Raw genomic sequence first — 21,162 nt, 5'->3', positions numbered from 1 at the left:
CCGCCTCACGCGGCTGGCCGCTGAAGGTATGGAAAGGGCTGCGGAGCGCCGGACACCGTCCGGGGTTAAATAAGGAATACCGTTTCGACGAAGCCCGATCGCTCCGCGCGGTCGTTATCCGGAAGCCCGCGGCGCTGAACCCTATTCGAGCCTCGCCGCCTTGAAGCCTCCGACGGGCGGGCCAGGTCAACGAACCCCGGTCCCGGACCGCGAGCGCGTCACCGCCCGCCTATTGCTCAATCAGCCCTCGCGCCACGCTGTATCCGTGTTCCGAGCCCAGCCGGCACCAGAGACGCGAGGTTTGGTCCCAAGGGACCGCCGACGGAGCTTCCCGTTCGATCGCCCCCCGCCGCCGCATCGGTCGCTGGCCATGCGCCCTTTCCCTGCAACGAGGTGAGGTCAGGATACGGGCGGTCTGGAAGGGTGAGGATCAAAACGGGTCGAGAAAGTCCAGGGTATTGAAATCCTGAGAGTTTGTTCGCTATCCGCCGAGCACAGCCGGGGACGTGCTCTCACGGCAAGGCGTCGCGGATCGATCCACGGCAAAGAGGGTGAGTGCATGTCCCCAACCGCATCCACGGCGTCGTGAGACTTCAGCGCCGGACTCAGCGGATCCATTGGGGGATCCATTGGGGACACGCACTCACGACCAGCGCCCTGCAAACCGGCGGACGCCTCGCCGTGAGAGCGCGTCCTCCGGGCCTTGTCCGGGATGACAGCCTTGTTCAGATTCAGAGCGACGGACGACGCCGCTGATCACCGACCCTTCAGCTGGCGGTCGAAGAACTCCAGGTGGGTCTTGAGCACGTGCAGGCCCTTGGTCTTGCTGCCGGGCGCGCTGTGGCGCTCGCCGGGATAGAGCATCATCTCGAACGGGATGGCGTTCTTCTGCAGCGCCGCGATCAGGCGGGTGCTGTTCTCGAAGATGACGTTGTCGTCGGCCATGCCGTGCAGCAGCAGCAGGCTGTTCGGCTTGAGGTCCTTCAGGCGGTCGAGCACGTCGGACCGGGCGTAGCCGTCCTTGTTCTCGTCCGGCTTGCCCATGAACTGTTCGGTATAGTGGGTGTCGTAGAGACCCCATTCGGTGGGCGGCGCGCCGGCCGCGCCCGCCTTGAACGGCGTGTCGGGCGCGGTCATCAGCATCAGGGTCATGAACCCGCCGTACGACCAACCCATGACGCCCAGCTTGTCGGGATCAACATAGGGCAGGCCGGCCAGGAACCTGGCGCCGGCCAGCTGGTCCTCGACCTCGACCGTGCCCATGCGGCGGTCCAAGGCCCGCTTGAACTTGGCCGAGCGGTTGGTGCTGCCGCGGTTGTCCAGCTTGAAGATGACGTAGCCGTCCTCAAGATAGGGCCGCTCGCCGACCTTCTGCCAGGAGCGGCTGACGGTCTGGGCGTGGGGGCCGCCATAGACCGAGACGATGGCCGGGTATTTCTTGGCCGGGTCGAAGCCGACAGGCTTGAGGATCTCGTAGTGCAGCACCTCGCCGTCCGACGCCGTCAGCGTCCCGAACTCGGGAACGGGCAGGGTGGCGGCGTAGGGCCAGTAGGGATGGCTGGCGTCGAGCCGGTTCTCCTCGATCCAGCGCACCCGCTTGCCGGCGGCGTCATAGAGCGCCGTCTGCGGCGGGGTCCTGGGATCGCTGTAGCCGGCGGTGAAGGCGCCGCCGGTCTCGGCGACCTTGGCGGTCCACCAGCCGCCGGCCGGGGTCAGGGCCTTGGGCTTGCCCGGCTTAGTGTAGCTGACCTCGTAGATCCGCCGCTCCAGCGGGGTGTCGATCGAGGCCGAGAAGATCGCCACCTTGCGGGCTTCGTCGACCCCTTCCAGGTCGGCGACCGGCCACTCGCCCTGGGTGACCTGGGCGATCAGCTTGCCGTCGGCGGCGTAGCGGTAGAGATGCTTGTAACCGGACTTCTCCGACGACCACAGGAAGCTGCCGTCCTTCAGCGGACGGAAGTCGTCGCTGAGCTCGATCCAGTGGGCGTCGGTGTCGGTGACGATCGTCCTGCCCTGGCCAGTGGCGGGGTCATAGGCGATCAGGTCGAGGGTCTTCTGGTCGCGGGTCTGGCGTTGGACGTACAGGGTCTTGCCGTCGGCCGACCAGTCGACGCGGGCGACATAGATGTCCTTGTTGGGGCCCAGATCGATCTGGACGACCTTGCCCGTCGCCAGGTCCTGGACGAACAGGTCGACCACGGCGTTGGGGCGGCCGGCCCGCGGGTAGCGCTGCTCGACCACGGTGGCGCCGCCCGGACCGATGTCGGCGCGGGGGATCACGTCGACGCCGCTCTCGTCGACGCGGGTGTAGGCGATGCTGGTCTCGCCGGGGTTCCACCAGTAGCCGGTGAAGCGGTCCATCTCTTCCTGGGCCACGAACTCGGCCGTGCCGAACGACAGGGCGTCCTTGCCTTGCGTCGTCAGGGCCCTCTCGGCCCCGCCGGACGTCCCCGCCTTGAGGAGCTTGATGTAGAGGTTCTGGTCGCGGACATAGGAGACGAAGCCGCCCTTGGGCGAGACCTTGGCGTCGACCTCGTCGCCGGGGGTCTCGGTCAGGCGGGTGACCTTGCCGTCGGCGACGCTGTCCAGATAGAGATCGCCGTCCAGCGGCACCAGGATGAAGCGGCCTTCCTCGTCCCAGCTGTATTCGACGATGCCGCGGGCCGAGACGCGGGCCCGTTCGCGGCGGGCCTTCTCGGCCTCCGACAGCGCCTTGCCGCCCGACGACAGGGCCGCCGAGTCGATCAGGCGGTAGGGCTCGCCGCCCTTGACGTCGGCCGCCCACAGGTCCTGGACGTTGGCCGCCTCGGGCTTGCCTTTCAGATAGGTGACGCGCTTGCCGTCCGGCGACAGGGCCACGCCCTTGGCCGTGGGGCCGCCCAGGGCCGGGTCGGCGAAGATCCGTTCGGGGGTGAGTTTTTCCGCCAGGACCGGCGACGACAGGGAGAGGCAGGCCGTGATGGCCAGGAGCGAGGGTCTGATCATGGCGCGGGACGCTAGAGGCGAGCGTCGCCGTTGTCAGCAGGGAAACGACGCGTCCCCACGCGATCATGGTCTGTGTGATTTGCGGTCAAACTCCGCGGAACGCGCAGCTTTGGGCTGAACTCTTCTGGTGGAGGAGCTTGGATGGATTTGCGCGCCATGCGGGCGTGTCGAAGCAAGGGTTCCCTCATGAAGATCATCTTGAAGGCCTCGATCGCGTTTGTCCTGCTGTCAGGTCTGGCCGCGACTCCGGTCAAGGCCGATCAATTCCTGTGCGACTGCCTGGTCCGGTGCGCCAAGCTCTACACGGAGGGCACGCCGCAATACGATCTGTGCGCCTATGATTGCGAGCAGAAGTTCGGGATCGGCCTGTGCAAGGCGTCGGCCGCGCCGGTGAAGGCCGATCGTCTGACCCAAGTGGTCGTGGAGCGGCCCAAGACGGTCGAGGGCGAGCACCGCAAGCTCTGATGCGGCGACGGACGGGCGGTTTCGCTCGAAAGGGCGCGAGGTGCGTCAGCTCGCCGCGCTGGGCAGGAAACGCTTGCCATGACGCATCTGTTAGCGCTAACAGGGGCTCGTGAGGCGCCGAGCGCCTCTGCCCTTCCTGGGCGTTTCCTCCCTAATAACTTTCAGCCCGGTCTTTTGGCCGGGCTTTCTTTTTGCGCGCGACGCCGAAGCGTCACGGGGGGAGCGCCCCGCGCCCGGCGGCAAAGCAAAAGGGCCGGAGGTTGCCCTCCGACCCTTTCGTCCCGGTGGCGATGTCGCCGTCCTAGAACTGCTTCTTGACGGTCACGAACGCCTGGCGGGGCGCGCCGGCCAGCAGGGTCTGGTTGTCGCCCGAATTGCCGAAGCCGTTCGAGCCGATGGTCGAGACATAGTCCTCGTCGGTCAGGTTGGTGATGTTGGCTTGGATCTCCAGGCCCTTGGTCCAACCCTCGCCCTGGAAGCGATAGCCGGCCGTCAGGTCGACCAGGGTGTAGGACGGCACGCTCTGGTCGTTGGTGTAGGTGAAGAACCGCTTGTCGGTGTAGTTGGCCGAAACCTTGGCGAAGAAGCCGGCGTGCTCGTACGACAGCTCGGTCTTCAGCAGGGTCTTGGGCGTGTCGACCGTGTTCTTGCCGGCGGTGCGGGCCACCAGGGCGCCGGCGCCGTTGAAGACGTCGTCGCTGTAGGTCGAGTCGTTGTAGGCGTAGGACGCGAACAGCGACCAGTCGGGCAGGAAGCGCCACGTGCCGGCGACCTCGAAGCCCTGGCTCTCGACGCTGCCGACATTGGCCAGCACCGACGGGTTGCCGACGATGCCGGCGCCGGCCTGGGTGGCCAGCAGACGGTTCTCGAAGTCGACATGGTAGACGTCGACCACGGCCTGCAGCGTCTCGTTGTGGAAGCGCCAGCCCAGTTCGACAGTCTTGGACGATTCAGGCTTCAGGGTGCCTCGGATGGCGTTGAACCCGGCCTGGGTGGTCGAGAACGGTCCGCTGGTGGCCGCGGCCACGAAGGCGCGAATGTTCTCGGAATAGGAGCCGAAGAACTCGTGGTTGTCGTTCATCCGCCAGGTCGCGCCCACCTGCGGCAGGAAGCTGTCCTTGGAGACGATGGAGCCCATGATCGCGCCGCTGGCGGGGGCGACGCTGGTGGTGGCCGCGTTCTTGACCCGCAGCGACTTGAAGCCGGCGTTGACCGTGAAGACGTCGGTCACCGACCAGGTGTCCTGCAGGTGGAACTGGCTGGTCAGGGTCTGGAACCGGTAGGCCCATTGGGTGGCGAACGGGTTGGACTGGAACTTCAGGCTGTCGCGCTGCGGGGCGGCGCGGTCCAGGCCGTAGAAGCGGCGGGCCTGGTTGAAGTCGTTGTCCTCGTACCACCAGCCGCCTTCGACCTTGTGGTCGCCCAGGGTCAGGGTCGCCGCGCCGATCAGGCCCGCGCGGTTGATGTCGTACTCGGTGGTGCGGACCGAGATCGGCGCGTTGTTGGTGGTCGCGCCGGGCGTGTAGGCGTTGGGCGAGGGGACGTAGGGCGTGTACCACAGGCCCTGGCCGTTGTTGCTGTGGCCGTAGGCCGTGCCCGACAGGCTCAGGTGTTCGTTGACGTCAGCGTCGATGGTCACCGCGCCGATCACGTCGTCCCGTAGGCCGGCGGCGTCGTAATAGGCGTCATCCAGGGTGGCGATCGGCGACGGATAGGCCGTGCCGGCCGCCGGGTTGGTCGGCGGCGCGCCGGAGTCGCCGCGGTTGTTGCCGACATCGGCCACCCGCACCGCCTTGGCCCAGTCGCCCGAGATGTTGTCCCAGCCGTAGCCGAGGCGCTTGATCATGCCCAGCGACAGGTCCTGGTAGTCGTTCTCGCGACGCTTGGAGCCGTTGGCCCAGGCGGTGATCGTCAGCGGGCCGGCCGGCTGGACGATCTTGAAATTGACCTGCTCCTGGTTCTGCTGGCCCTCGCCCTTCCACTTGTCGCCTTCCTGCTTGGAATAGCTGAGATAGGCGGTGGCTCCGCTGGGCAGGACGCCGGTGTCCAGGCGCACGAAGCCGCGCCAGGTGTTGTCGGACCCGCCGGTGGCCGCGGCCAGCACGCCGAACGTCTCCGACGGCTTGCGCGAGGTGAACTTCAGCGCCCCGCCAAGGTTCGAGGTCGAGGCGGTGTCGAGGGCGCCCGAGCCCTGGGCCAGTTCGACCGTGCCGATGTTCTCCGACCCGATGGCGCGGCTGATGTGCAGGCCGTTGTAGTTGCCGTAGCTCATGTCGCCCAGCGGCACGCCGTCCAGGGTGAAGCCCAGCTGGTTCTGGTTGAAGCTGCGGATCGAGATGCGGGTCGACCATTCGTAGGCGCCAAAGGCGTCGGCCGACTGGAAGTTGACGCCGGGCAGCTTGGCGACGGCCTTGATCGGGCTGGTCCCGGCCGCTTCCAGCGACAGGGCCTGCGAGTTCAGCATCTGGACCGAGCGGCTCTGGCCCTGGCCCAGCACGACGACGGCGTCGACTTCGGTGGCGTCGGCCGCGGCGGCGTCGGCGGGGGCCGCGACGGCGGCGGGTTCGGCGGCCAGGGCCAGGTGCGGCGCGGCCAGCAGCAAGGCGCAGAGGGCCCCGCCCAGCATCAGGTGTCGTTTCATGCTTGTATCCCCACGCCGGCGCTCAAGGGGAGCGGCGCCGGCTTGGGGAGGTGCGGTAACAGCGCTCGACGACAGCGCGCCGACAGTTCCGTGTCGGGTTTCCGACGGAACGGCGACGGCCAAATGACAGCGGCTGTGCGTCCTTCGAGGCCCGCGTTCGCGGGCGCCTCAGGATGAGGGGCCTTGTGGCTTCTGACTTCCTCATCCTGAGGTGCGAGGCGGAGCCGAGCCTCGAAGGACGCACGGCCCATGCCGAAACCCGCCGGGAACATTGCGGAATCCCGCCCCGGAGGCTATCTGAGCGCCCGACCCCCCGATCCCGATACCGAAGAGGCCGACGCCCCCCATGGCTCAGCAATATATTTTCCAGATGCAAGGCCTGACCAAGGCCTATCCCGGCGGCAAGAAGGTCTTCGAGAACATCTGGCTGTCGTTCTATTCCGACGCCAAGATCGGCGTCGTGGGCGTCAACGGCTCGGGCAAGTCGACCCTGCTGAAGGTGATGGCCGGGATCGACAAGGAGTTCTCGGGCGAGGCCAAGGCCGCCGAGGGCATCCGCCGCGGCTACCTCCCGCAGGAGCCGGTGCTGGACCCGACGCTCGACGTCTGGGGCAACGTCATCGCCGATTGCGAGGACAAGCAGATCTTCGACCGCTACAACGCGGCCGCCAACAAGCTCGGCGAGGAATATTCCGACGAGCTGATGGAGGAGATGACCAAGCTCCAGGAGATCATCGACGCCCGCGACCTGTGGGACATCGACTCCAAGGTCGAGATGGCCATCGACGCCCTGCGCTGTCCGCCCAACGACGCCAATATCGAAAACCTGTCGGGCGGCGAGAAGCGCCGCATCGCCCTGGCGCGCCTGCTGCTCAGCAAGCCCGACATCATGCTGCTGGACGAACCGACCAACCACCTGGACGCCGAGTCGGTGGCCTGGCTGCAGCATCACCTGGAAAACTTCCCGGGCTGCGTGATCCTGGTCACCCACGATCGCTACTTCCTGGACCAGGTCACCAAGTGGACGCTGGAGCTGGATCGCGGCAAGGGCATCCCCTACGAGGGCAACTATTCCGGCTGGCTGGAGCAGAAGACCAAGCGCGTCGTGCAGGAGCAGTCGGAGTCCGACAGCCGCCAACGCGCGCTGACCCGCGAACTGGAATGGGTGCGCAGCTCGCCCAAGGCCCGCCAGTCCAAGTCCAAGGCCCGCCTGGCGAGCTACGAGGAAATGGTCTCGGCGCAGGAGAACGCCCGCGCCGCCCAGACCCAGGCGCACATCCAGATCCCGCCCGGCCCGCGCCTGGGCAACCTGGTGCTGGAAGTCACCGGCCTGGAGAAGGAATACGGCGACAAGGTGCTGTTCAAGGACCTGTCGTTCAAGCTGCCGCCCAACGGCATCGTCGGCGTCATCGGTCCGAACGGGGCCGGCAAGTCGACGCTGTTCAAGCTGATCACCGGTCGCGAACAGCCCGACCAGGGCACGGTCAAGGTCGGCGAGACGGTCAAGCTGTCCTACGTCGACCAGAGCCGCGACGCCCTGGATCCGAACAAGACCATCTGGCAGGAAGTTTCGGGCGGCACCGACGTGATGGTCGTCGGCAAGCGCGAGATCAACAGCCGCGCCTATGTCGGCAGCTTCAACTTCAAGGGCGCCGACCAGCAGAAAAAGGTCGGCCTGCTGTCGGGCGGTGAGCGCAACCGCGTCCACTTGGCCAAGACCCTGGCCACCGGCGGCAACCTGCTGCTGCTCGACGAACCGACCAACGACCTGGACATCGAGACCTTGCAGGCCCTGGAAGAGGCGCTGGAAGAGTTCGCCGGCTGCGCCGTGGTCATCAGCCACGATCGCTGGTTCCTGGACCGCCTGGCGACCCACATCCTGGCCTTCGAGGGCGACAGCCACGTCGAATGGTTCGAGGGCAATTTCGAGATGTACGAGGAAGACAAGAAGCGCCGCCTGGGCGCCGACAGCCTGATCCCCAAGCGCATCAAGTTCCAGAAGTTCGCGCGGTAGGGTATCTAGCGCCCGCGTGACGGCCGCCGCTCCTCGAAGCGGCGGCCGTTTTGGTCTTTTTCCGGGCCCTGAAGTAATGTCGCGCCGTGGCGCGGCGTGGCCGCGCGGGTTTCCGGAACCCATGGTGCAGCTTTACATTGCGGATCGTTTTTATCCTGCCATAGGGTGTCGGGGCATTCGTTCCCCGGAGACTCCATGGCGTATCAACTAGGCACCTCGGCAAGCGAAACCCTGACCGGAAGCGCCGACGACGACTACATCGTGGGCAACGGCGGGAACGATACGCTGATCGGCCTGGGCGGCGCGGACCACCTGATCGGCTACACGGGCGCCGACGTCCTCGACGGCGGCGACGGCGACGACATTCTGGACGGCGACGGGGGCGACGACCAACTGCTGGGCGGAGCCGGATCGGATCGCCTGAACGGCGGCGGCGGCGCCGACATACTCAACGGGGGGGATGGCGATGACATCCTGTCCCTTTATTACGACGCCGGGAACGGCGTTCCGGGCACCAACAATATCGACCGCCTGACAGGCGGGGCTGGCGCGGATCGGTTCGTGGTCGAGCACTACGGCGCCGGCAGTTCCGCCTCCTCCATCGACCACATCGTGGATTTCTCGGCGGTGGAGGGAGACCGGATCGATCTCCTCGCGCCAGGCGGCGTCTCGACCTATGGCGGCAAGTATCTGGTCTGGAGCGGCGCGATCACGCGTCCGGACTTCACGGTAGCGATCGGCCAATCTCTCGACGCCGGCATCGGCAAAGGTTTCGCCCAGGTCTGGACCTGGACCAATGCCAGCACGACCTATCTGATCATCGACATCGACGACAATCAGCAGATCGACTACGCCGACTTCGTGCTCGCCTTCGACGGTGCGATCACCCTCGACGCTGCGTCGTTCGTGACAGGCACCTTCAACAGCAGCGTCGGCACGCCCAATAACGATGTCTGGACGGGCGGCGCGGCGGGCGACGTCAAATACGGCGGGGCTGGCGCGGATACGCTGTCGGGCGCCGGTGGCAATGACGAACTGCATGGCGACGACGGCGACGACACGCTCAACGGCGACGACGGCGACGACGTCCTGCTGGGCGAGTTCGGCGACGACACGCTGCATGGCGGCGCCGGGAACGACATGCTCTACGCCGGTGGTCGCTACAATGGGCAGGACGACTCCCAGGGCAGCGTCAATGTCCTGTACGGCGACGACGGCAATGACTTCCTGGCGGGCAGCACCGGCCAGGACACGATGTACGGCGGGGCCGGCGACGACATCCTGAGCGGTGGCGCGGGCGACAAGCTGTACGGCGGGGATGGCGTCGACAATCTCCGCATCGACGCCGGGACGACCGCCGCCGCCGCCGGCACGCTCGACGGTGGGGCCGGCGACGACCTGATCGCTCTGAGCGCCACGCAAATCGCGACCGGCGGGACCGGCGCGGATCGTTTCAGCCTGAAGTTCATGCCCAACAGCTTCAGTCCGACCAATCCGGACGGCTATGCGACAATCACGGACTTCAACGCGGCGGAAGGCGACCGACTGGACTTCAGCCAATCGTACCACTACCAGCTGCCGGTGGTATGGCGCGGCGCGCTCGATAATCCTGCGTTCTCGCTTACCAACGGCGACACCTTCTCCACCAGCGACTACGGTCCGGGCTTCTTCCAGATCTGGACCTGGACACAAGGCGGTGCGACCTACCTGATCGTCGACACCAACAATGACGGCGTTCTGCAGTACGGCGTCGCCGGGCCCGACTATGTCCTGAAGTTCGACGGCCCCGTCGGCCTGGACGCCGGGGCGTTTCCACCCAACTTCCTGTTCACGGGCGTCAACGGAACCAGCGCGGCCGACACCTTCAACGGCGGCGCCGACACCGACACCTATTACGGCGTCGGTGGCGACGATCAGCTGCACGGCGGCGCGAGCGGGGATACGCTGTACGGCAACACCGGCGCCGACCAGATCTGGGGCGACGACGGCAATGACAGCCTCAGCGGCGGGCTGGGCAATGATCAACTCGAGGGTGGCGCGGACGCCGACCAGATCTGGGGCGGCGGGGGTTCGGACGTCATCCACGGCGGGGAGGGTGCGGACATGCTCTCCGGCTCGGGGACCGCGCCCGGTGATCAGGACGCCGCCACCGACATCAACCTGATCTATGGCGAAGGCGGCGACGATCAGATTTCCGGCGGCGGTACCTATGACGAGGTCTATGGCGGCGACGGCAACGATCAGATCTATGCGAGCGGCTTCTTGTATGGGGAGAATGGCGACGACCGTCTCACCGCTGCTTTGGCCAGCACGCTCCTGGGCGGGGCCGGCAATGACAGCCTGACTGGCGGTTTCTATGATGACGTCCTGGATGGCGGCGCGGGCGCCGATACGTTCCAGGGCGGCTCCGGCAACGACGTTCTGCGCGTCGATCTGGGCGATGCCACCGTCTGGAGCGGGGACGGCGACGACGTGGTCCTGATCGACGGACTACGTTCTGGCGAGACCGCGATCCTCGGCTCGACGCCGGGCGTCTATGTCAACGGCGACTACGGCAACGATCGGTTCGTCATCCTGACCGACCTGGGCGCCGCCGCCGTCCTGAATTTAAACGGCGGCCCAGGCGGCTATAGCTCGGACGTCTATAACGGCCACGACGTGCTGGACCTCAGCCACGCCGCCGGGGCGGTGACGGTTGATCTGAGCCTGACCACCGGCCAGCAGACCGGCATGGGCAACTTCCTGCTCTACCAGATCGAGGATGTCATCGCGGGCGATCACGGCTCGACCCTGATCGGCGACGCAGGCGGCAACGTCTTGACCGGTGGCGACGGCGCCGATGCTCTGCTCGGCCGTGACGGCGCCGACATTCTGACGGGCGGCGGCGGCGGTGACAGCCTGACCGGCGGCGCGGGGGCGGACACCTTCCGCTACCTGGCGGCCACCGACAGCGCGCCGAACGCCTACGACTTCATCACCGACTTCACGACCGGTTCGGACATCCTGGACCTAGCCGCGGTGACGCCGATCGAGGTGTCGCTGGTCACCTCCGGCGCGGCGACCTTCGTGTTCGTCAACACCCCCAACGGCCAGATGACCATCGCCGCCAACGGCCAGGTCAACGGGTCGGACATGCTGGTCCATAACACCCACGGCTTCTACATGATCGGCGACGGGGCCGCCAACACCCTGGTCGGCGGGGGCGACGGCGACGTGATCCAGAGCGGCGCGGGCGATGACGTGATCATCGGCGGCGGGGGCGGCGACGTGATCTTCGGCCAGGCCGGGGCCGATACGTTCAAGTACCTTACGGCCAGCGACTCCAACGCGGCCGGCTCGGACGGCCTGTTCGTGTTCGAGACTGGCGTCGACAAGGTCGACCTGACAGCGGTGCATCCCAGCGAAGTCAGCCTGATCCGCTCGGGCGGCTCGACCTTCCTGTTCGCCAGCACCCCGACAGGGCCTATGCAACTGGCCACGGTCGGCTACGACCTCAACGGCCGCGACATCATCACCGGCGACGGCCATGGCTTCTACATGATCGGCGACAGCAACGCCGACACCTTGATCGGCGGCTCGACCGGCGACGTCATCCAGGCCAACGACGGCAACGACATCATCATCGGCGGCGGCGGCGGCGACGCCATCTGGGGCGGAGCGGGGGCGGACGTGTTCACCTACCTGGCCGCCACCGACAGCAACAGCGCCGGAACCGACACCATCTTCGACTTCCAGTCGGGAGTGGACAAGCTGGATCTGACGGCCTTGCGCACCGGCGCGAGCGACGTCTATGGCTTCCTCAACTCGGGCGGTTCGACCTTCATCTTCGTCGACCTGCACGGCGACGGCGTCGGCGACATGACCATCCAGCTGAACGGGACGGCGGGCATCGTCACTGGAGACGTGCTGTTCTAGCCTGGACGCGCGACAGTCCATCGAAACGTGAGACGGGGCGGCCCGCGAAGGCCGCCCCGTCGTCGTTTTGAAGTCCTACTTCGGCTCGGTCGGGGTCTGCGGCGTCGTCGTCGCATCGGGCGTGCTCGACGAGGCGGGCGGCGTCGTGGTCGCGTCGGGCGAGATCGGCGGCGTGGACGGCATGGACGTCGACGAGTCCGGCATGGTGGTCGAGGACGCCGGCGGCGTGGTCGCCGACGGATTCACCGACATGTCCGTTCCCGTCGAACTGGCGGCCGGCGGCATGGTCGCCGAGGTGTCGGTGGACATGCCCGTCGAGGCCGAGCCGCTCCACCAGTCCTTGCTGGCCCGGACCTTGGGCGAGGCCTTCAGATAGGCGTCCAGCTGGCTGTAGGGGATCGGCTGCGGGGGGCTGGCCGCGGCGGCCGAGCTCTTGGACTGGGGCGCGGCCGAGGCGGCTCCGGCGACGAGCACGGCTAGCGCGACGCCGGCGGCGAGCGTTTTGATCATCATGAGACTGTTCTCCAGGCCTGGGCGCGCCGACAGGGCGCGTCGGCAACAGAACCCGCAAGCGGGGCAAGGGGTTCACAGCTTGGCCTTTCGCGTGTCGTGAATCCGCCATCGCCGGGCGGAACTCCGGCCGGCGCGACGGGTTTGGCTGGCTGGTCGCCGTTCGTTCCAGGAGCCCCACCATGTCCGATTCCAAGCTCGCCGGCCGCAAGGTCGCCGTCCTCGCCACCGACGGCTTCGAACAGTCCGAACTGGAAAAGCCGGTCGAGGCGCTGAAGGCGGCCGGCGCTCGGGTCGAGGTCGTCTCGCCCAAGCCCGGTCAGATCCAGGGCTGGGAGCACCAGGACAAGGGTCGCCCTGTGACCGTCGATCGCGACCTGGCCTCGGCCCGGCCCGCCGACTACGACGCCATCGTCCTGCCGGGCGGGGTGATGAACCCCGACGCCCTGAGGCTTGAGCCGAAAGCCATCGACTTCATCCGCCATTTCGTCACCGAGAAGAAGCCGGTGGCGGCGATCTGCCATGGGCCCTGGACCCTGATCAACGCGGGCGGGGTCTTGGGCCGGGAGATGACCTCGTGGCCGTCGCTGGAGGCCGACCTGAAGAACGCCGGCGCCCGCTGGGTGGATCGCGAGGTCGTGGTCGACCACGGACTGGTCACCTCGCGCAAGCCCGACGACCTTCCGGCCTTCTGCGCCAAGATGATCGAGGAATTCGCCGAAGGCCGTCACTAGAGCAAGCCGTGCGATACAGGAATCGCATGGCTTGCTCTAGATTTTTGTCTGCGCATCGCGTTTGCGGAAAACCGGTATCCACTTTTCCGCGCGATGCTCTAGGCCTTGGGCGATCACTATTCCGGGACCTGGCGGCCAATAGCGTTCGCCAGGAACTGGAGTAGCTTGATCTGGCGAAACTGATCCCGATCTTTCTGGAACAGATCGCGGAGGCGCGGCCCGTGTCGGTCGCGCGCGTTATCCGGGATGGAGAACAGCATGCCCCAAACGCCCGCCGAGAAGCCCCACATTGTCCTTTCGCACGAGATGCTGATGCCGCTTCAGCCGCTGCTCGAGGGCGCGTACCAGGTGCATCGCCTGTGGGACTATCCCGACCGCCTGGCGTTCCTGGATGGGCCGGGGCGACAGGTGAGGGCCATCGTCCACGCCGGCGAGCTGGTGCTGGCCAAGGACCTGCTGTCGGAGATGCCGCGACTGGGCCTGATCGCCTGCGTCAGCGTCGGCTATGACGGCGTCGACGTGCCGTGGTGCAAGCAGCACGGCATCGCCGTCACCCATTCGACCGGCCTCAACGCCGCCGACGTCGCCGACCACGCCGTGGGCCTGGTCCTGGCCGCCTGGCGCGGCATTGTCGAGGGCGATCAGAAGCTGCGCAGCGGCCACTGGACCAGCATGGAGCGGATGAGCCCTCGCCACGGCCTGCGCGGCCGCAAGGCCGGCATCGTCGGCCTGGGCCATATCGGCGAGGCCGTCGCCCGGCGGCTGGAGGCCTTCGAGCTGAAGGTCTCGTGGTGGGCGCCGCGTCCGAAGGACACTGACCGGCCCCGCGCCAGGAGCCTGCTGGACCTGGCCCGCGACAGCGACATTCTGGTGGTCTGCGCGCGCCCCGACGCCAACAACCGCCACCTGATCAACCAGGCGGTCATCGAGGCCCTGGGGGCCCAGGGCCTGCTGGTCAACATCGCCCGCGGTTCGCTGGTCGACGAGGACGCCCTGATCGCCGCGCTGAAGGACGGCCGGCTGGGCATGGCCGGGCTGGATGTGTTCGACCACGAACCGACCCCGGCCTCGCGCTGGGCCGGCGTGCCGCACACGGTGCTGACCCCCCACACAGCCGGGGCGACCCTGGACAGCATCCCGGCCATGGTCGGGCTGACGGTCGAGAACCTGCGCCGGTTCTTCAAGGGCGAGGCCCTGGCCTCGCCGGTGGATGGCTAGGGCTTCTCTCGAAGGCAAGACGATTGTCATCCCGGACGAGCGCGAAGCGCGCAGATCCGGGACCGATGCGTGAACGCAAGCGTTTCCGGCGGTCCCGGATCTTCGCTGCGCTTCGTCCGGGATGACAGATCTGGCTCAACGTCGCCCCGCATCCGCCCACGGTCCATTGACGCGCTTGCGCCGCCGCCGGCCTGGTCACACACTTGGGCCAAGGATTGGGCGCGCGGGATATCCGCAACGCCGAGGGAGGTCCGGATGGCCAAGGTGCTGGGGTTGGGCGGGGTGTTCTTCAAGGCGGAGGACCCCGCCGCCGTGCGGGACTGGTACGCCCGGGTGCTGGGGTTCGAGGTGCAGGACTGGGGCGGGGTCATGTTCAAGTCTCTCAAGACCGGCTTCGCCAACTGGTCGCCGTTCGCCGCCGACACCCGCTATTTCGAACCGTCCCAGGCGCCGTTCATGATCAACTTCATCGTCGACGACCTGGACGGCGTGCTGGCCAAGGCGGCGGCCGAGGGTGTGGAGCCGACCGGGCGGCAGGACGAGGACATGGGGAAGTTCGCCTGGCTGATCGACCCGGCCGGGGTCAAGATCGAGCTCTGGGAGCCGTCGAAGCCGTCTCCAGAGGCATAGTTTGCCGCGCCGGGCCGTCGGGATTTCGGTCGTTCGCGGTCGCGGCCTGGTCGGATTTCGCTTGCCAAATCGGACATAAAGATATCTTTATGTCTCTATGAAGGTGTCTTCCGAACAGGTGGTGGATCTGCTGCGCGCGGCGGGCGAGTCGACCCGCCTGCGGGTGCTGGCCCTGCTGGCGGCCGAGGAGCTTTCGGTGCTGGAACTGGGCCGGATCCTGGACCAGAGCCAGCCTCGCGTCTCGCGGCACCTGAAGCTGCTGGCCGAGGCCGGCCTGGTCGAGCGGTTCCCGGACGGCGCCTGGGTGTTCTACCGCCTGGCCCTGAAGTCGCCGGGCCGCGCCGTGATCGAGCAAGCCCTGGACCTGATCGATCCGCAGGATCCCGTCACCCGGGGCGACGCAGAGCGACTGGCCCTGGTGCGCGCCGAGCGCGCGGCCGGCGCCCAGGCCTATTTCGCCCGCAACGCCGCGCGCTGGAACGAGATCCGCTCGCTGTACGTCGACGAGGCCGAGGTCGAGGACGCCATCCTGGCCGCAGCGGGCGAGGGGCCGTTCGACGAGATGGTCGACCTGGGCGCGGGCGCCGGTCGCATGCTGACGCTTCTGGGCCGCCGCGCCGGTGCGGCCCTGGGGTTGGACCTGTCGCAGCAGATGCTCAACATCGCCCGCGACGAGGTGGCCAAGGCGGGGCTGGTCCAGTGCGAGCTGCGCCACGGCGACATCTTCGCCACCGGCCTGCCGGGCGGCTGCGCCGATCTGGTGACCGTGCACCAGGTGCTGCACTATCTGGGCGATCCCGCCGCCGCCGTGGCCGAGGCCGCGCGGCTGGTGGCCGACGGCGGCCTGCTGCTGATCGCCGACTTCGCGCCCCACGACCACGAGTTCCTGCGCGAGAACCACCAGCATCGCCGCCTCGGCTTCGCCGACGCCGAGATCGCCGCCTGGATCGAGGCCGCCGGCCTGATCCTGGACGCCAACATCGCCCTGCCGCCGACCTCGGACGAGGGGCTCACCGTCAAGATCTGGACGGCGCGTCGCCCGAGCGACCGGCCGGCCATTCAAAACGCTGAAAGAAGCGCCGCATGACCGTTCCTCCTCCTCGTCGCGTTCTCGGTCCCGTCGCCCGCGCCGGCGAGCGCACCGACCGCCCGCGCGTCTCGTTCGAGTTCTTCCCGCCCAAGACCGAACAGATGGAAGAGAACCTGTGGGCGGCGATCAAGCGCCTGGCCCCGCTGGACCCGGCCTTCGTGTCGGTGACCTACGGAGCCGGCGGTTCGACGCGCGAGCGCACCCACCGCACGGTCAAGCGCATTCTGGACGAGACCAGCCTCAAGCCCGCCGCCCACCTCACCTGCGTCGGCGCCAGCCGCGCCGAGGTCGACGAGGTGATCCGCGAATACTGGGAGACCGGCGTGCGCCACGTCGTGTCGCTGCGCGGCGACCCGCCTCCTGGCGAAGGCGGCATCGGCGGCGTCTATGTGCCGCGCGAGGACGGCTACAGGAACGCCACCGAACTGACCTCGGCCCTGACCGCGATCGCGCCGTTCAACGTGCTGGTCGGGGTCTATCCCGAAAAGCATCCCGAGAGCCCGTCGATCGAGCACGACATCGAGGTGCTGAAGGCCAAGGTCGACGCCGGCGCCACCCTGGCCATCAGCCAGTTCTTCTTCGACACCGACGCCTTCCTTCGGTTCGTCGACAAGGTGCGCAAGGCCGGGATCACCATCCCGATCGTGCCGGGCATCATGCCGGTGACCAATTTCAAGGGCCTGGTGAAGATGTCGGCCGCCTGCCAGACGGCGGTGCCCGGCTGGCTGGCCAACCTGTTCGACGGCCTGGACGAGGACGCCGACACCCGCCGGCTGATCGCCTGCTCGGTGGCCTCGGAGATGTGCGCCAAGCTGCAGGAGCAGGGCTTTTCCGACTTCCACTTCTACACCCTGAACCGGGCCGACCTGGTCTATGCGATCTGCCGCGTGCTGGGCGTGCGCGAGACCGCGCCGGCGCCGTCGCCGATCTCGGCGGAGGCCGCGGCGTGAAACGCGCGGCGTCGATCCTGCTGGCGATCGTCGCCCTGGCGGCCTTCGCGCCGGGAGCGACGGCGTTCGCCGCCGATCCGGCCAACTGGTCCAAGCCGATCCGGCCCTACCGGGTGGTCGGCAACATCTATTACGTCGGGTCCGAAGGGCTGTCGGCCTGGCTGATCTCGTCGTCGGAAGGCCACGTGCTGCTGGACAGCGGCCCGTCCCCGGCGGGCGCCAAGCTGATCGAGGCCAACATCCAGGCCCTGGGCTTCAAGCTCTCGGACGTGAAGGTCCTGATCAACTCCCACGCCCATTTCGACCACGCCGGCGGCCTGGCCCAGCTGAAGGCCGACACCGGCGCCAAGGTCTGGGCCTCGCGCCCGGACGAGCCGGCCCTGAAGAAGGGCCAGCACTTCGGCGACAACGACAACGGGCTGACGGCGTTCGCGCCGGTCAAGGTCGACAAGGGGTTCGGCGACGGCCAGAAGCTGAAGCTGGGCGAGACCACCCTGGTCGCCCACCTGACGCCGGGCCATACGATCGGCTGCACCACCTGGACCACCCAGGTGGTCGACCGGGACCGGCCGCTGAACGTCACCTTCCCCTGTTCGGCCTCGGTGGCCGGCAACGTGCTGGTGGGCAACAAGACCTACAGGACCATCGTCGCCGACTATCGCGCCACCTTCGCCACGCTGAAGGCGCTGCCGACCGACGTGATGCTGCCCGCCCACGAGGAGCAGGGCCATCTGCTGGACAAGCGCAGGAAGATGCTGGCCGGCGACGTCAACGCCTTCATCGACCCGACCGAGCTGGCGCGCTATGCGGCGACCTCGGAAGAGGCGTTCGACAAGGAGCTGGCCCGCCAGCAGAGCGCCCGCAAGCCGTGACACGTGCGCGAAGGCGCGAAATTGAGTCCCGCTTCCTCGCGAAGCGCTAGAAAGACCCGAACGGCCGGAGCCCCACCTCCGGCAGGAGCCGACCATGACCGATCTCACCACCCGAGCTGGCCGCATCGCCGCGCTCAAGGCCGCCGCCAAGCAACGCATCCTGATCCTCGACGGCTCGTGGGGCGTGATGTTCCAGAAGAAGAAGCTGACCGAGGCCGACTATCGCGCCGAGCGCTTCGCCGACTACGACGGCCAGATGAAGGGCAACAACGACATCCTGTGCCTGACGCGGCCCGACCTGGTGGCGGAGCTGCACGACGCCTATTTCGCCGCCGGCGCCGACATCTCCGAGACCAACACCTTCTCGGGCACCACCATCGCCCAGGCCGACTACGGCCTGGACGCGGCCGTCGTGCGCGACATCAACTACGAGGGCGCGCGGATCGGCCGCCAGGTCGCCGACCGCTGGCTGGCCGAGTATCCGGACAAGCCGCGCTTCATCGCCGGCTCGATCGGGCCGCTGAACGTCATGCTGTCGATGTCGTCGGACGTCAACGACCCGGGCGCGCGCAAGGTGACCTTCGATCAGGTCTACCAGGCCTATCGCGAGCAGGTGGCGGCGCTCTACGAGGGCGGGGTCGACCTGTTCCTGATCGAGACCATCACCGACACCCTCAATTGCAAGGCCGCGATCAAGGCGATCATGGACCTGCGCGACGAGGGCCACGAAGAGCTGCCGATCTGGATCAGCGGCACGATCACCGACCGCTCGGGTCGCACCCTGTCGGGCCAGACGGCCGAGGCGTTCTGGAACTCGATCAAGCACTGCAAGCCGTTCGCGGTGGGCTTCAACTGCGCCCTGGGCGCCGACCTGATGCGCCCGCACATCGCCGAGATGGCCCGCATCGCCGACACCCTGGTCGCCGCCTATCCCAACGCCGGCCTGCCCAACGCCATGGGCGAGTACGACGAGGAGCCGCACCAGACCGGCCACCAACTGCACGAATGGGCCAAGGACGGCATCGTCAATATCCTCGGCGGCTGTTGCGGCACGACGCCGGACCACATCCGGCACGTGGCCGACGAGGTGCGCGGCCTGACGCCCCGCGCCATCCCCGAGCGCCCGAAGGCCATGCGGCTGGCGGGCCTGGAACCGTTCGAACTGGCGTGAGGGGGGTCTATGGGGGTATGGTGGGGTATCGGCAGGGCCCCTGCCGTTCTTGTGGAGAGTCGGTTATGGCGCGCACGGCCATTCGGGATGTTGTGATCTGGGTGAAGCACATTCACGGTGAAGACGTCAGCCAGCGCGTCCTCGGCCTGCAAGGCGGCGAAACGCTTGACCTTGTCGTGGACGGGGTTCGCGGCGCGTGGCGCAAGATGGACGATGGCCGTGACGGCCGTCCTACGACGGGCATTCGTCCTATCGGCCGCATGCAGGACTTCTGGCGGGAGCTCTATTCCAGCCGTCGCGGCGACGTCGTCACCCTTGAATTGCCCCAGACGGAAGAGGAGGGCGCGCCCGATCGCTCAAACCTGACCTTCGCACGGCTCGCGCGCACGCAAGAGGCGCGAAAGTCGGCGCTCGACGCGCTTCTGAGCCTGAAGGACGCCGGCTATCGCAACAACGGCGCCGTTATCTCAAGGGACGACATGCACGATCGCGAACTGGATCGCGAGGGCTTGTGATCACCGCCGATAGCAACGTCTTCGTCTATCTGTACGACGATCTGGCGCCCGAAAAACGCGCGACGGCCGAGTTCGTCGTGCGGGCGCTCGCGGAGCGTAGGAGCGCGGTGGCGCTCCAGGTCGTCGGCGAGGTGCAGAACGTGCTGCGGCGCAAGTTCAAGATACCGAACTGGAAGGCGGCTCAAGTCGGCTATAATCTGCTCCAGACCTTTGAAACCTTCGCCTATTCGCGCGACGCGGTAGATCGCGCCCTCGGACAGCTTTCCGCCGGTCATCGTTCCTATTGGGACGCCCTGTTGCTGGCCTCGGCCGACGAAGCCGGTTGTACGGCCTTGCTGAGCGAGGATATGGGCAGCGGCGAACGGCTGGGCAATGTCGAAATCGTCAACCCCTTCGCGCCGGGAGGCGAGCTCAGCGCCCGCGCCCGCGAACTTCTGGAAGCCTGATGCGCACCACCCTCCTGTTCGGCGGCATGAGCCGCGAGCGCCTGGTCTCGGTGGCCAGCGCCAAGGCATTGGCCACGGCCCTGCCGGACGCCGACCTGTGGTTCTGGGCGCCCGACGACCAGGTCTATGTGGCCAGCGACACGGTGCTGCAGGCCCATGAGCGGCCGTTCGAGATCGACCTGCCGACCGAGGGCGCGCCGATCGGCGGCATCGCGGCGGCTCTGGACAAGGCTAAGGCCGAGGATCGGGTGCTGGTGCTGGGCATGCACGGCGGCGCCGCCGAGAACGGCGACCTGGCGGCGCTGTGCGAGGCGCGGGGCGTGGCCTTCACGGGGTCGGACAGCAAGTCCAGCCGCCTGGCCTTCGACAAGATCGCCACCAAGGCCGCCGTGGCCAAGGCCGGCGTCGTCGCGCCCTCGACCGTCGCCCTGGCCGACGCCGAAGCCGCGCTTGCCCGGTACGGCAAGCTGGTCGCCAAGCCGGTGGCCGACGGCTCCAGCTACGGCCTGATCTTCGTCAATGCGGCCGCCGACCTGGACACCCTGAAGGCCGCCGCCGCCCGCGAGGCCTATGTCATCGAGCCGTTCGTGGCCGGGGCCGAGGCCACCTGCGGCGTGCTGGAGCAGGACGGCAAGGTCTTCGCCCTGCCGCCGGTCGAGATCCGCCCCGCCGACGGCGCGTTCGACTATGTCGGCAAGTACCTGGCCAAGACGACGGAAGAGATCTGCCCGGCCACCTTCGCGGCCGAGGTCAATGCCGCCATGCAGGACGCCGCGCTGCTGGCCCACAAGACCGTGGGCGCTGGCGGCTATTCGCGCAGCGACTTCATCGTCACGCCGGACGGCCCGATCTTCCTGGAGATCAACACCTTGCCGGGCATGACGGCGGCCTCGCTGTATCCCAAGTCGCTGAAGGCCCAAGGCATTGGGTTCAAGGACTTTCTCGACGGCCAGATCGCCCTGGCGGTCGCCCGCGCCGGACGTGTCAGCGAAGGGGCGGCCTGACC

At 67.6% G+C, this 21,162-nt stretch carries 17 protein-coding genes and 1 pseudogene; 13 read left to right on the top strand and 5 right to left on the bottom strand.

The window, feature by feature from the left end:
* Positions 1-756 precede the first annotated feature (756 nt).
* Positions 757-2,985, bottom strand: coding sequence for a DPP IV N-terminal domain-containing protein (locus ACSQ2G_RS18900; RefSeq protein WP_436033481.1), 2,229 nt, complete (start codon positions 2,983-2,985; stop codon positions 757-759).
* Between the two features lie 186 nt (positions 2,986-3,171).
* On the opposite strand from ACSQ2G_RS18900, the gene ACSQ2G_RS18895 reads away from it, so the two are divergent.
* Complete coding sequence (locus ACSQ2G_RS18895; protein ID WP_436033479.1) at positions 3,172-3,450, top strand: hypothetical protein; 279 nt, start codon at positions 3,172-3,174, stop codon at positions 3,448-3,450.
* A 301-nt stretch (positions 3,451-3,751) separates the two neighbouring features.
* On the opposite strand, the gene ACSQ2G_RS18890 is transcribed toward ACSQ2G_RS18895, so the two are convergent.
* Positions 3,752-6,091: a TonB-dependent receptor gene (locus ACSQ2G_RS18890; RefSeq protein ID WP_436033477.1), complete on the bottom strand. Its 2,340-nt coding sequence runs from the start codon at positions 6,089-6,091 to the stop codon at positions 3,752-3,754.
* A 136-nt stretch (positions 6,092-6,227) separates the two neighbouring features.
* Positions 6,228-6,342: pseudogene (locus tag ACSQ2G_RS18885) on the bottom strand (hypothetical protein); the annotation flags it as partial.
* Between the two features lie 95 nt (positions 6,343-6,437).
* Here ACSQ2G_RS18885 and ettA point away from each other — a divergent pair.
* Positions 6,438-8,105 (top strand): energy-dependent translational throttle protein EttA, encoded by a 1,668-nt coding sequence (gene ettA, locus ACSQ2G_RS18880; protein WP_028039854.1) that lies wholly within the window; start codon positions 6,438-6,440, stop codon positions 8,103-8,105.
* Between the two features lie 195 nt (positions 8,106-8,300).
* Positions 8,301-12,020, top strand: a complete 3,720-nt coding sequence (locus ACSQ2G_RS18875) for a calcium-binding protein (RefSeq protein WP_436033475.1) — start codon at positions 8,301-8,303, stop codon at positions 12,018-12,020.
* 75 nt (positions 12,021-12,095) lie between these two features.
* On the opposite strand, the gene ACSQ2G_RS18870 is transcribed toward ACSQ2G_RS18875, so the two are convergent.
* Positions 12,096-12,533 (bottom strand): hypothetical protein, encoded by a 438-nt coding sequence (locus ACSQ2G_RS18870; RefSeq protein ID WP_436033473.1) that lies wholly within the window; start codon positions 12,531-12,533, stop codon positions 12,096-12,098.
* Positions 12,534-12,712: 179 nt separating this feature from the next.
* Between ACSQ2G_RS18870 and ACSQ2G_RS18865 the strand changes: the two genes are divergently transcribed.
* Positions 12,713-13,264, top strand: a complete 552-nt coding sequence (locus ACSQ2G_RS18865) for a type 1 glutamine amidotransferase domain-containing protein (protein ID WP_436033471.1) — start codon at positions 12,713-12,715, stop codon at positions 13,262-13,264.
* A gap of 116 nt (positions 13,265-13,380) precedes the next feature.
* Here ACSQ2G_RS18865 and ACSQ2G_RS18860 read toward each other — a convergent pair whose 3' ends face one another.
* Positions 13,381-13,524, bottom strand: a complete 144-nt coding sequence (locus tag ACSQ2G_RS18860) for a hypothetical protein (protein WP_436033469.1) — start codon at positions 13,522-13,524, stop codon at positions 13,381-13,383.
* Between ACSQ2G_RS18860 and ACSQ2G_RS18855 the strand changes: the two genes are divergently transcribed.
* The 9 genes from ACSQ2G_RS18855 (at position 13,523) to ACSQ2G_RS18815 (ending at position 21,160) form a co-directional block, all read left to right on the top strand.
* A complete protein-coding gene (locus ACSQ2G_RS18855) occupies positions 13,523-14,482 on the top strand; it encodes a 2-hydroxyacid dehydrogenase (RefSeq protein WP_436033467.1) in 960 nt (319 codons plus the stop codon). The genes ACSQ2G_RS18860 and ACSQ2G_RS18855 overlap by 2 nt on opposite strands.
* A gap of 255 nt (positions 14,483-14,737) precedes the next feature.
* Positions 14,738-15,112, top strand: a complete 375-nt coding sequence (locus ACSQ2G_RS18850; protein ID WP_436033465.1) for a VOC family protein — start codon at positions 14,738-14,740, stop codon at positions 15,110-15,112.
* A 97-nt stretch (positions 15,113-15,209) separates the two neighbouring features.
* A complete protein-coding gene (locus ACSQ2G_RS18845; RefSeq protein WP_436033463.1) occupies positions 15,210-16,199 on the top strand; it encodes an ArsR/SmtB family transcription factor in 990 nt (329 codons plus the stop codon).
* On the top strand, positions 16,196-17,152 hold the full coding sequence (gene metF / locus ACSQ2G_RS18840) for a methylenetetrahydrofolate reductase [NAD(P)H] (protein ID WP_436033461.1): 957 nt from the start codon (positions 16,196-16,198) through the stop codon (positions 17,150-17,152). The genes ACSQ2G_RS18845 and metF overlap by 4 nt, the downstream gene beginning before the upstream one ends.
* The gene (gene blaCAU, locus ACSQ2G_RS18835; RefSeq protein ID WP_436033459.1) at positions 17,149-18,024 is read left to right on the top strand and encodes a CAU/MBL1b family subclass B3 metallo-beta-lactamase; all 876 of its coding nucleotides are present in this window, start codon (positions 17,149-17,151) and stop codon (positions 18,022-18,024) included. The genes metF and blaCAU overlap by 4 nt, the downstream gene beginning before the upstream one ends.
* A gap of 94 nt (positions 18,025-18,118) precedes the next feature.
* The gene (locus ACSQ2G_RS18830) at positions 18,119-19,195 is read left to right on the top strand and encodes a homocysteine S-methyltransferase family protein (RefSeq protein ID WP_436033457.1); all 1,077 of its coding nucleotides are present in this window, start codon (positions 18,119-18,121) and stop codon (positions 19,193-19,195) included.
* Between the two features lie 65 nt (positions 19,196-19,260).
* On the top strand, positions 19,261-19,710 hold the full coding sequence (locus ACSQ2G_RS18825) for a hypothetical protein (protein WP_436033455.1): 450 nt from the start codon (positions 19,261-19,263) through the stop codon (positions 19,708-19,710).
* Positions 19,707-20,156, top strand: a complete 450-nt coding sequence (locus ACSQ2G_RS18820) for a PIN domain-containing protein (protein WP_436033453.1) — start codon at positions 19,707-19,709, stop codon at positions 20,154-20,156. Before ACSQ2G_RS18825 ends, ACSQ2G_RS18820 begins: the two co-directional genes overlap by 4 nt.
* The gene (locus tag ACSQ2G_RS18815) at positions 20,156-21,160 is read left to right on the top strand and encodes a D-alanine--D-alanine ligase family protein (RefSeq protein WP_436033451.1); all 1,005 of its coding nucleotides are present in this window, start codon (positions 20,156-20,158) and stop codon (positions 21,158-21,160) included. Before ACSQ2G_RS18820 ends, ACSQ2G_RS18815 begins: the two co-directional genes overlap by 1 nt.
* The last annotated feature ends 2 nt before the right edge of the window (positions 21,161-21,162 follow it).

This window comes from Caulobacter sp. LjRoot300 (assembly GCF_964253875.1).
In the GTDB taxonomy this organism is placed as follows: domain Bacteria; phylum Pseudomonadota; class Alphaproteobacteria; order Caulobacterales; family Caulobacteraceae; genus Caulobacter.
This window is presented reverse-complemented; position numbering and strand designations above follow the sequence as displayed.

Excerpts from the sequence above, each read along its gene's own strand:
- ACSQ2G_RS18900 (WP_436033481.1), bottom strand. The coding sequence starts at position 2,985 with ATGATCAGACCCTCGCTCCTGGCCATCACGGCCTGCCTCTCCCTGTCG.
- ACSQ2G_RS18895 (WP_436033479.1), top strand. The coding sequence starts at position 3,172 with ATGAAGATCATCTTGAAGGCCTCGATCGCGTTTGTCCTGCTGTCAGGT.
- ACSQ2G_RS18890 (WP_436033477.1), bottom strand. The coding sequence starts at position 6,091 with ATGAAACGACACCTGATGCTGGGCGGGGCCCTCTGCGCCTTGCTGCTG.
- ettA (WP_028039854.1), top strand. The coding sequence starts at position 6,438 with ATGGCTCAGCAATATATTTTCCAGATGCAAGGCCTGACCAAGGCCTAT.
- ACSQ2G_RS18875 (WP_436033475.1), top strand. The coding sequence starts at position 8,301 with ATGGCGTATCAACTAGGCACCTCGGCAAGCGAAACCCTGACCGGAAGC.
- ACSQ2G_RS18870 (WP_436033473.1), bottom strand. The coding sequence starts at position 12,533 with ATGATGATCAAAACGCTCGCCGCCGGCGTCGCGCTAGCCGTGCTCGTC.
- ACSQ2G_RS18865 (WP_436033471.1), top strand. The coding sequence starts at position 12,713 with ATGTCCGATTCCAAGCTCGCCGGCCGCAAGGTCGCCGTCCTCGCCACC.
- ACSQ2G_RS18855 (WP_436033467.1), top strand. The coding sequence starts at position 13,523 with ATGCCCCAAACGCCCGCCGAGAAGCCCCACATTGTCCTTTCGCACGAG.
- ACSQ2G_RS18860 (WP_436033469.1), bottom strand. The coding sequence starts at position 13,524 with ATGCTGTTCTCCATCCCGGATAACGCGCGCGACCGACACGGGCCGCGC.
- ACSQ2G_RS18850 (WP_436033465.1), top strand. The coding sequence starts at position 14,738 with ATGGCCAAGGTGCTGGGGTTGGGCGGGGTGTTCTTCAAGGCGGAGGAC.
- ACSQ2G_RS18845 (WP_436033463.1), top strand. The coding sequence starts at position 15,210 with ATGAAGGTGTCTTCCGAACAGGTGGTGGATCTGCTGCGCGCGGCGGGC.
- metF (WP_436033461.1), top strand. The coding sequence starts at position 16,196 with ATGACCGTTCCTCCTCCTCGTCGCGTTCTCGGTCCCGTCGCCCGCGCC.
- ACSQ2G_RS18830 (WP_436033457.1), top strand. The coding sequence starts at position 18,119 with ATGACCGATCTCACCACCCGAGCTGGCCGCATCGCCGCGCTCAAGGCC.
- ACSQ2G_RS18825 (WP_436033455.1), top strand. The coding sequence starts at position 19,261 with ATGGCGCGCACGGCCATTCGGGATGTTGTGATCTGGGTGAAGCACATT.
- ACSQ2G_RS18815 (WP_436033451.1), top strand. The coding sequence starts at position 20,156 with ATGCGCACCACCCTCCTGTTCGGCGGCATGAGCCGCGAGCGCCTGGTC.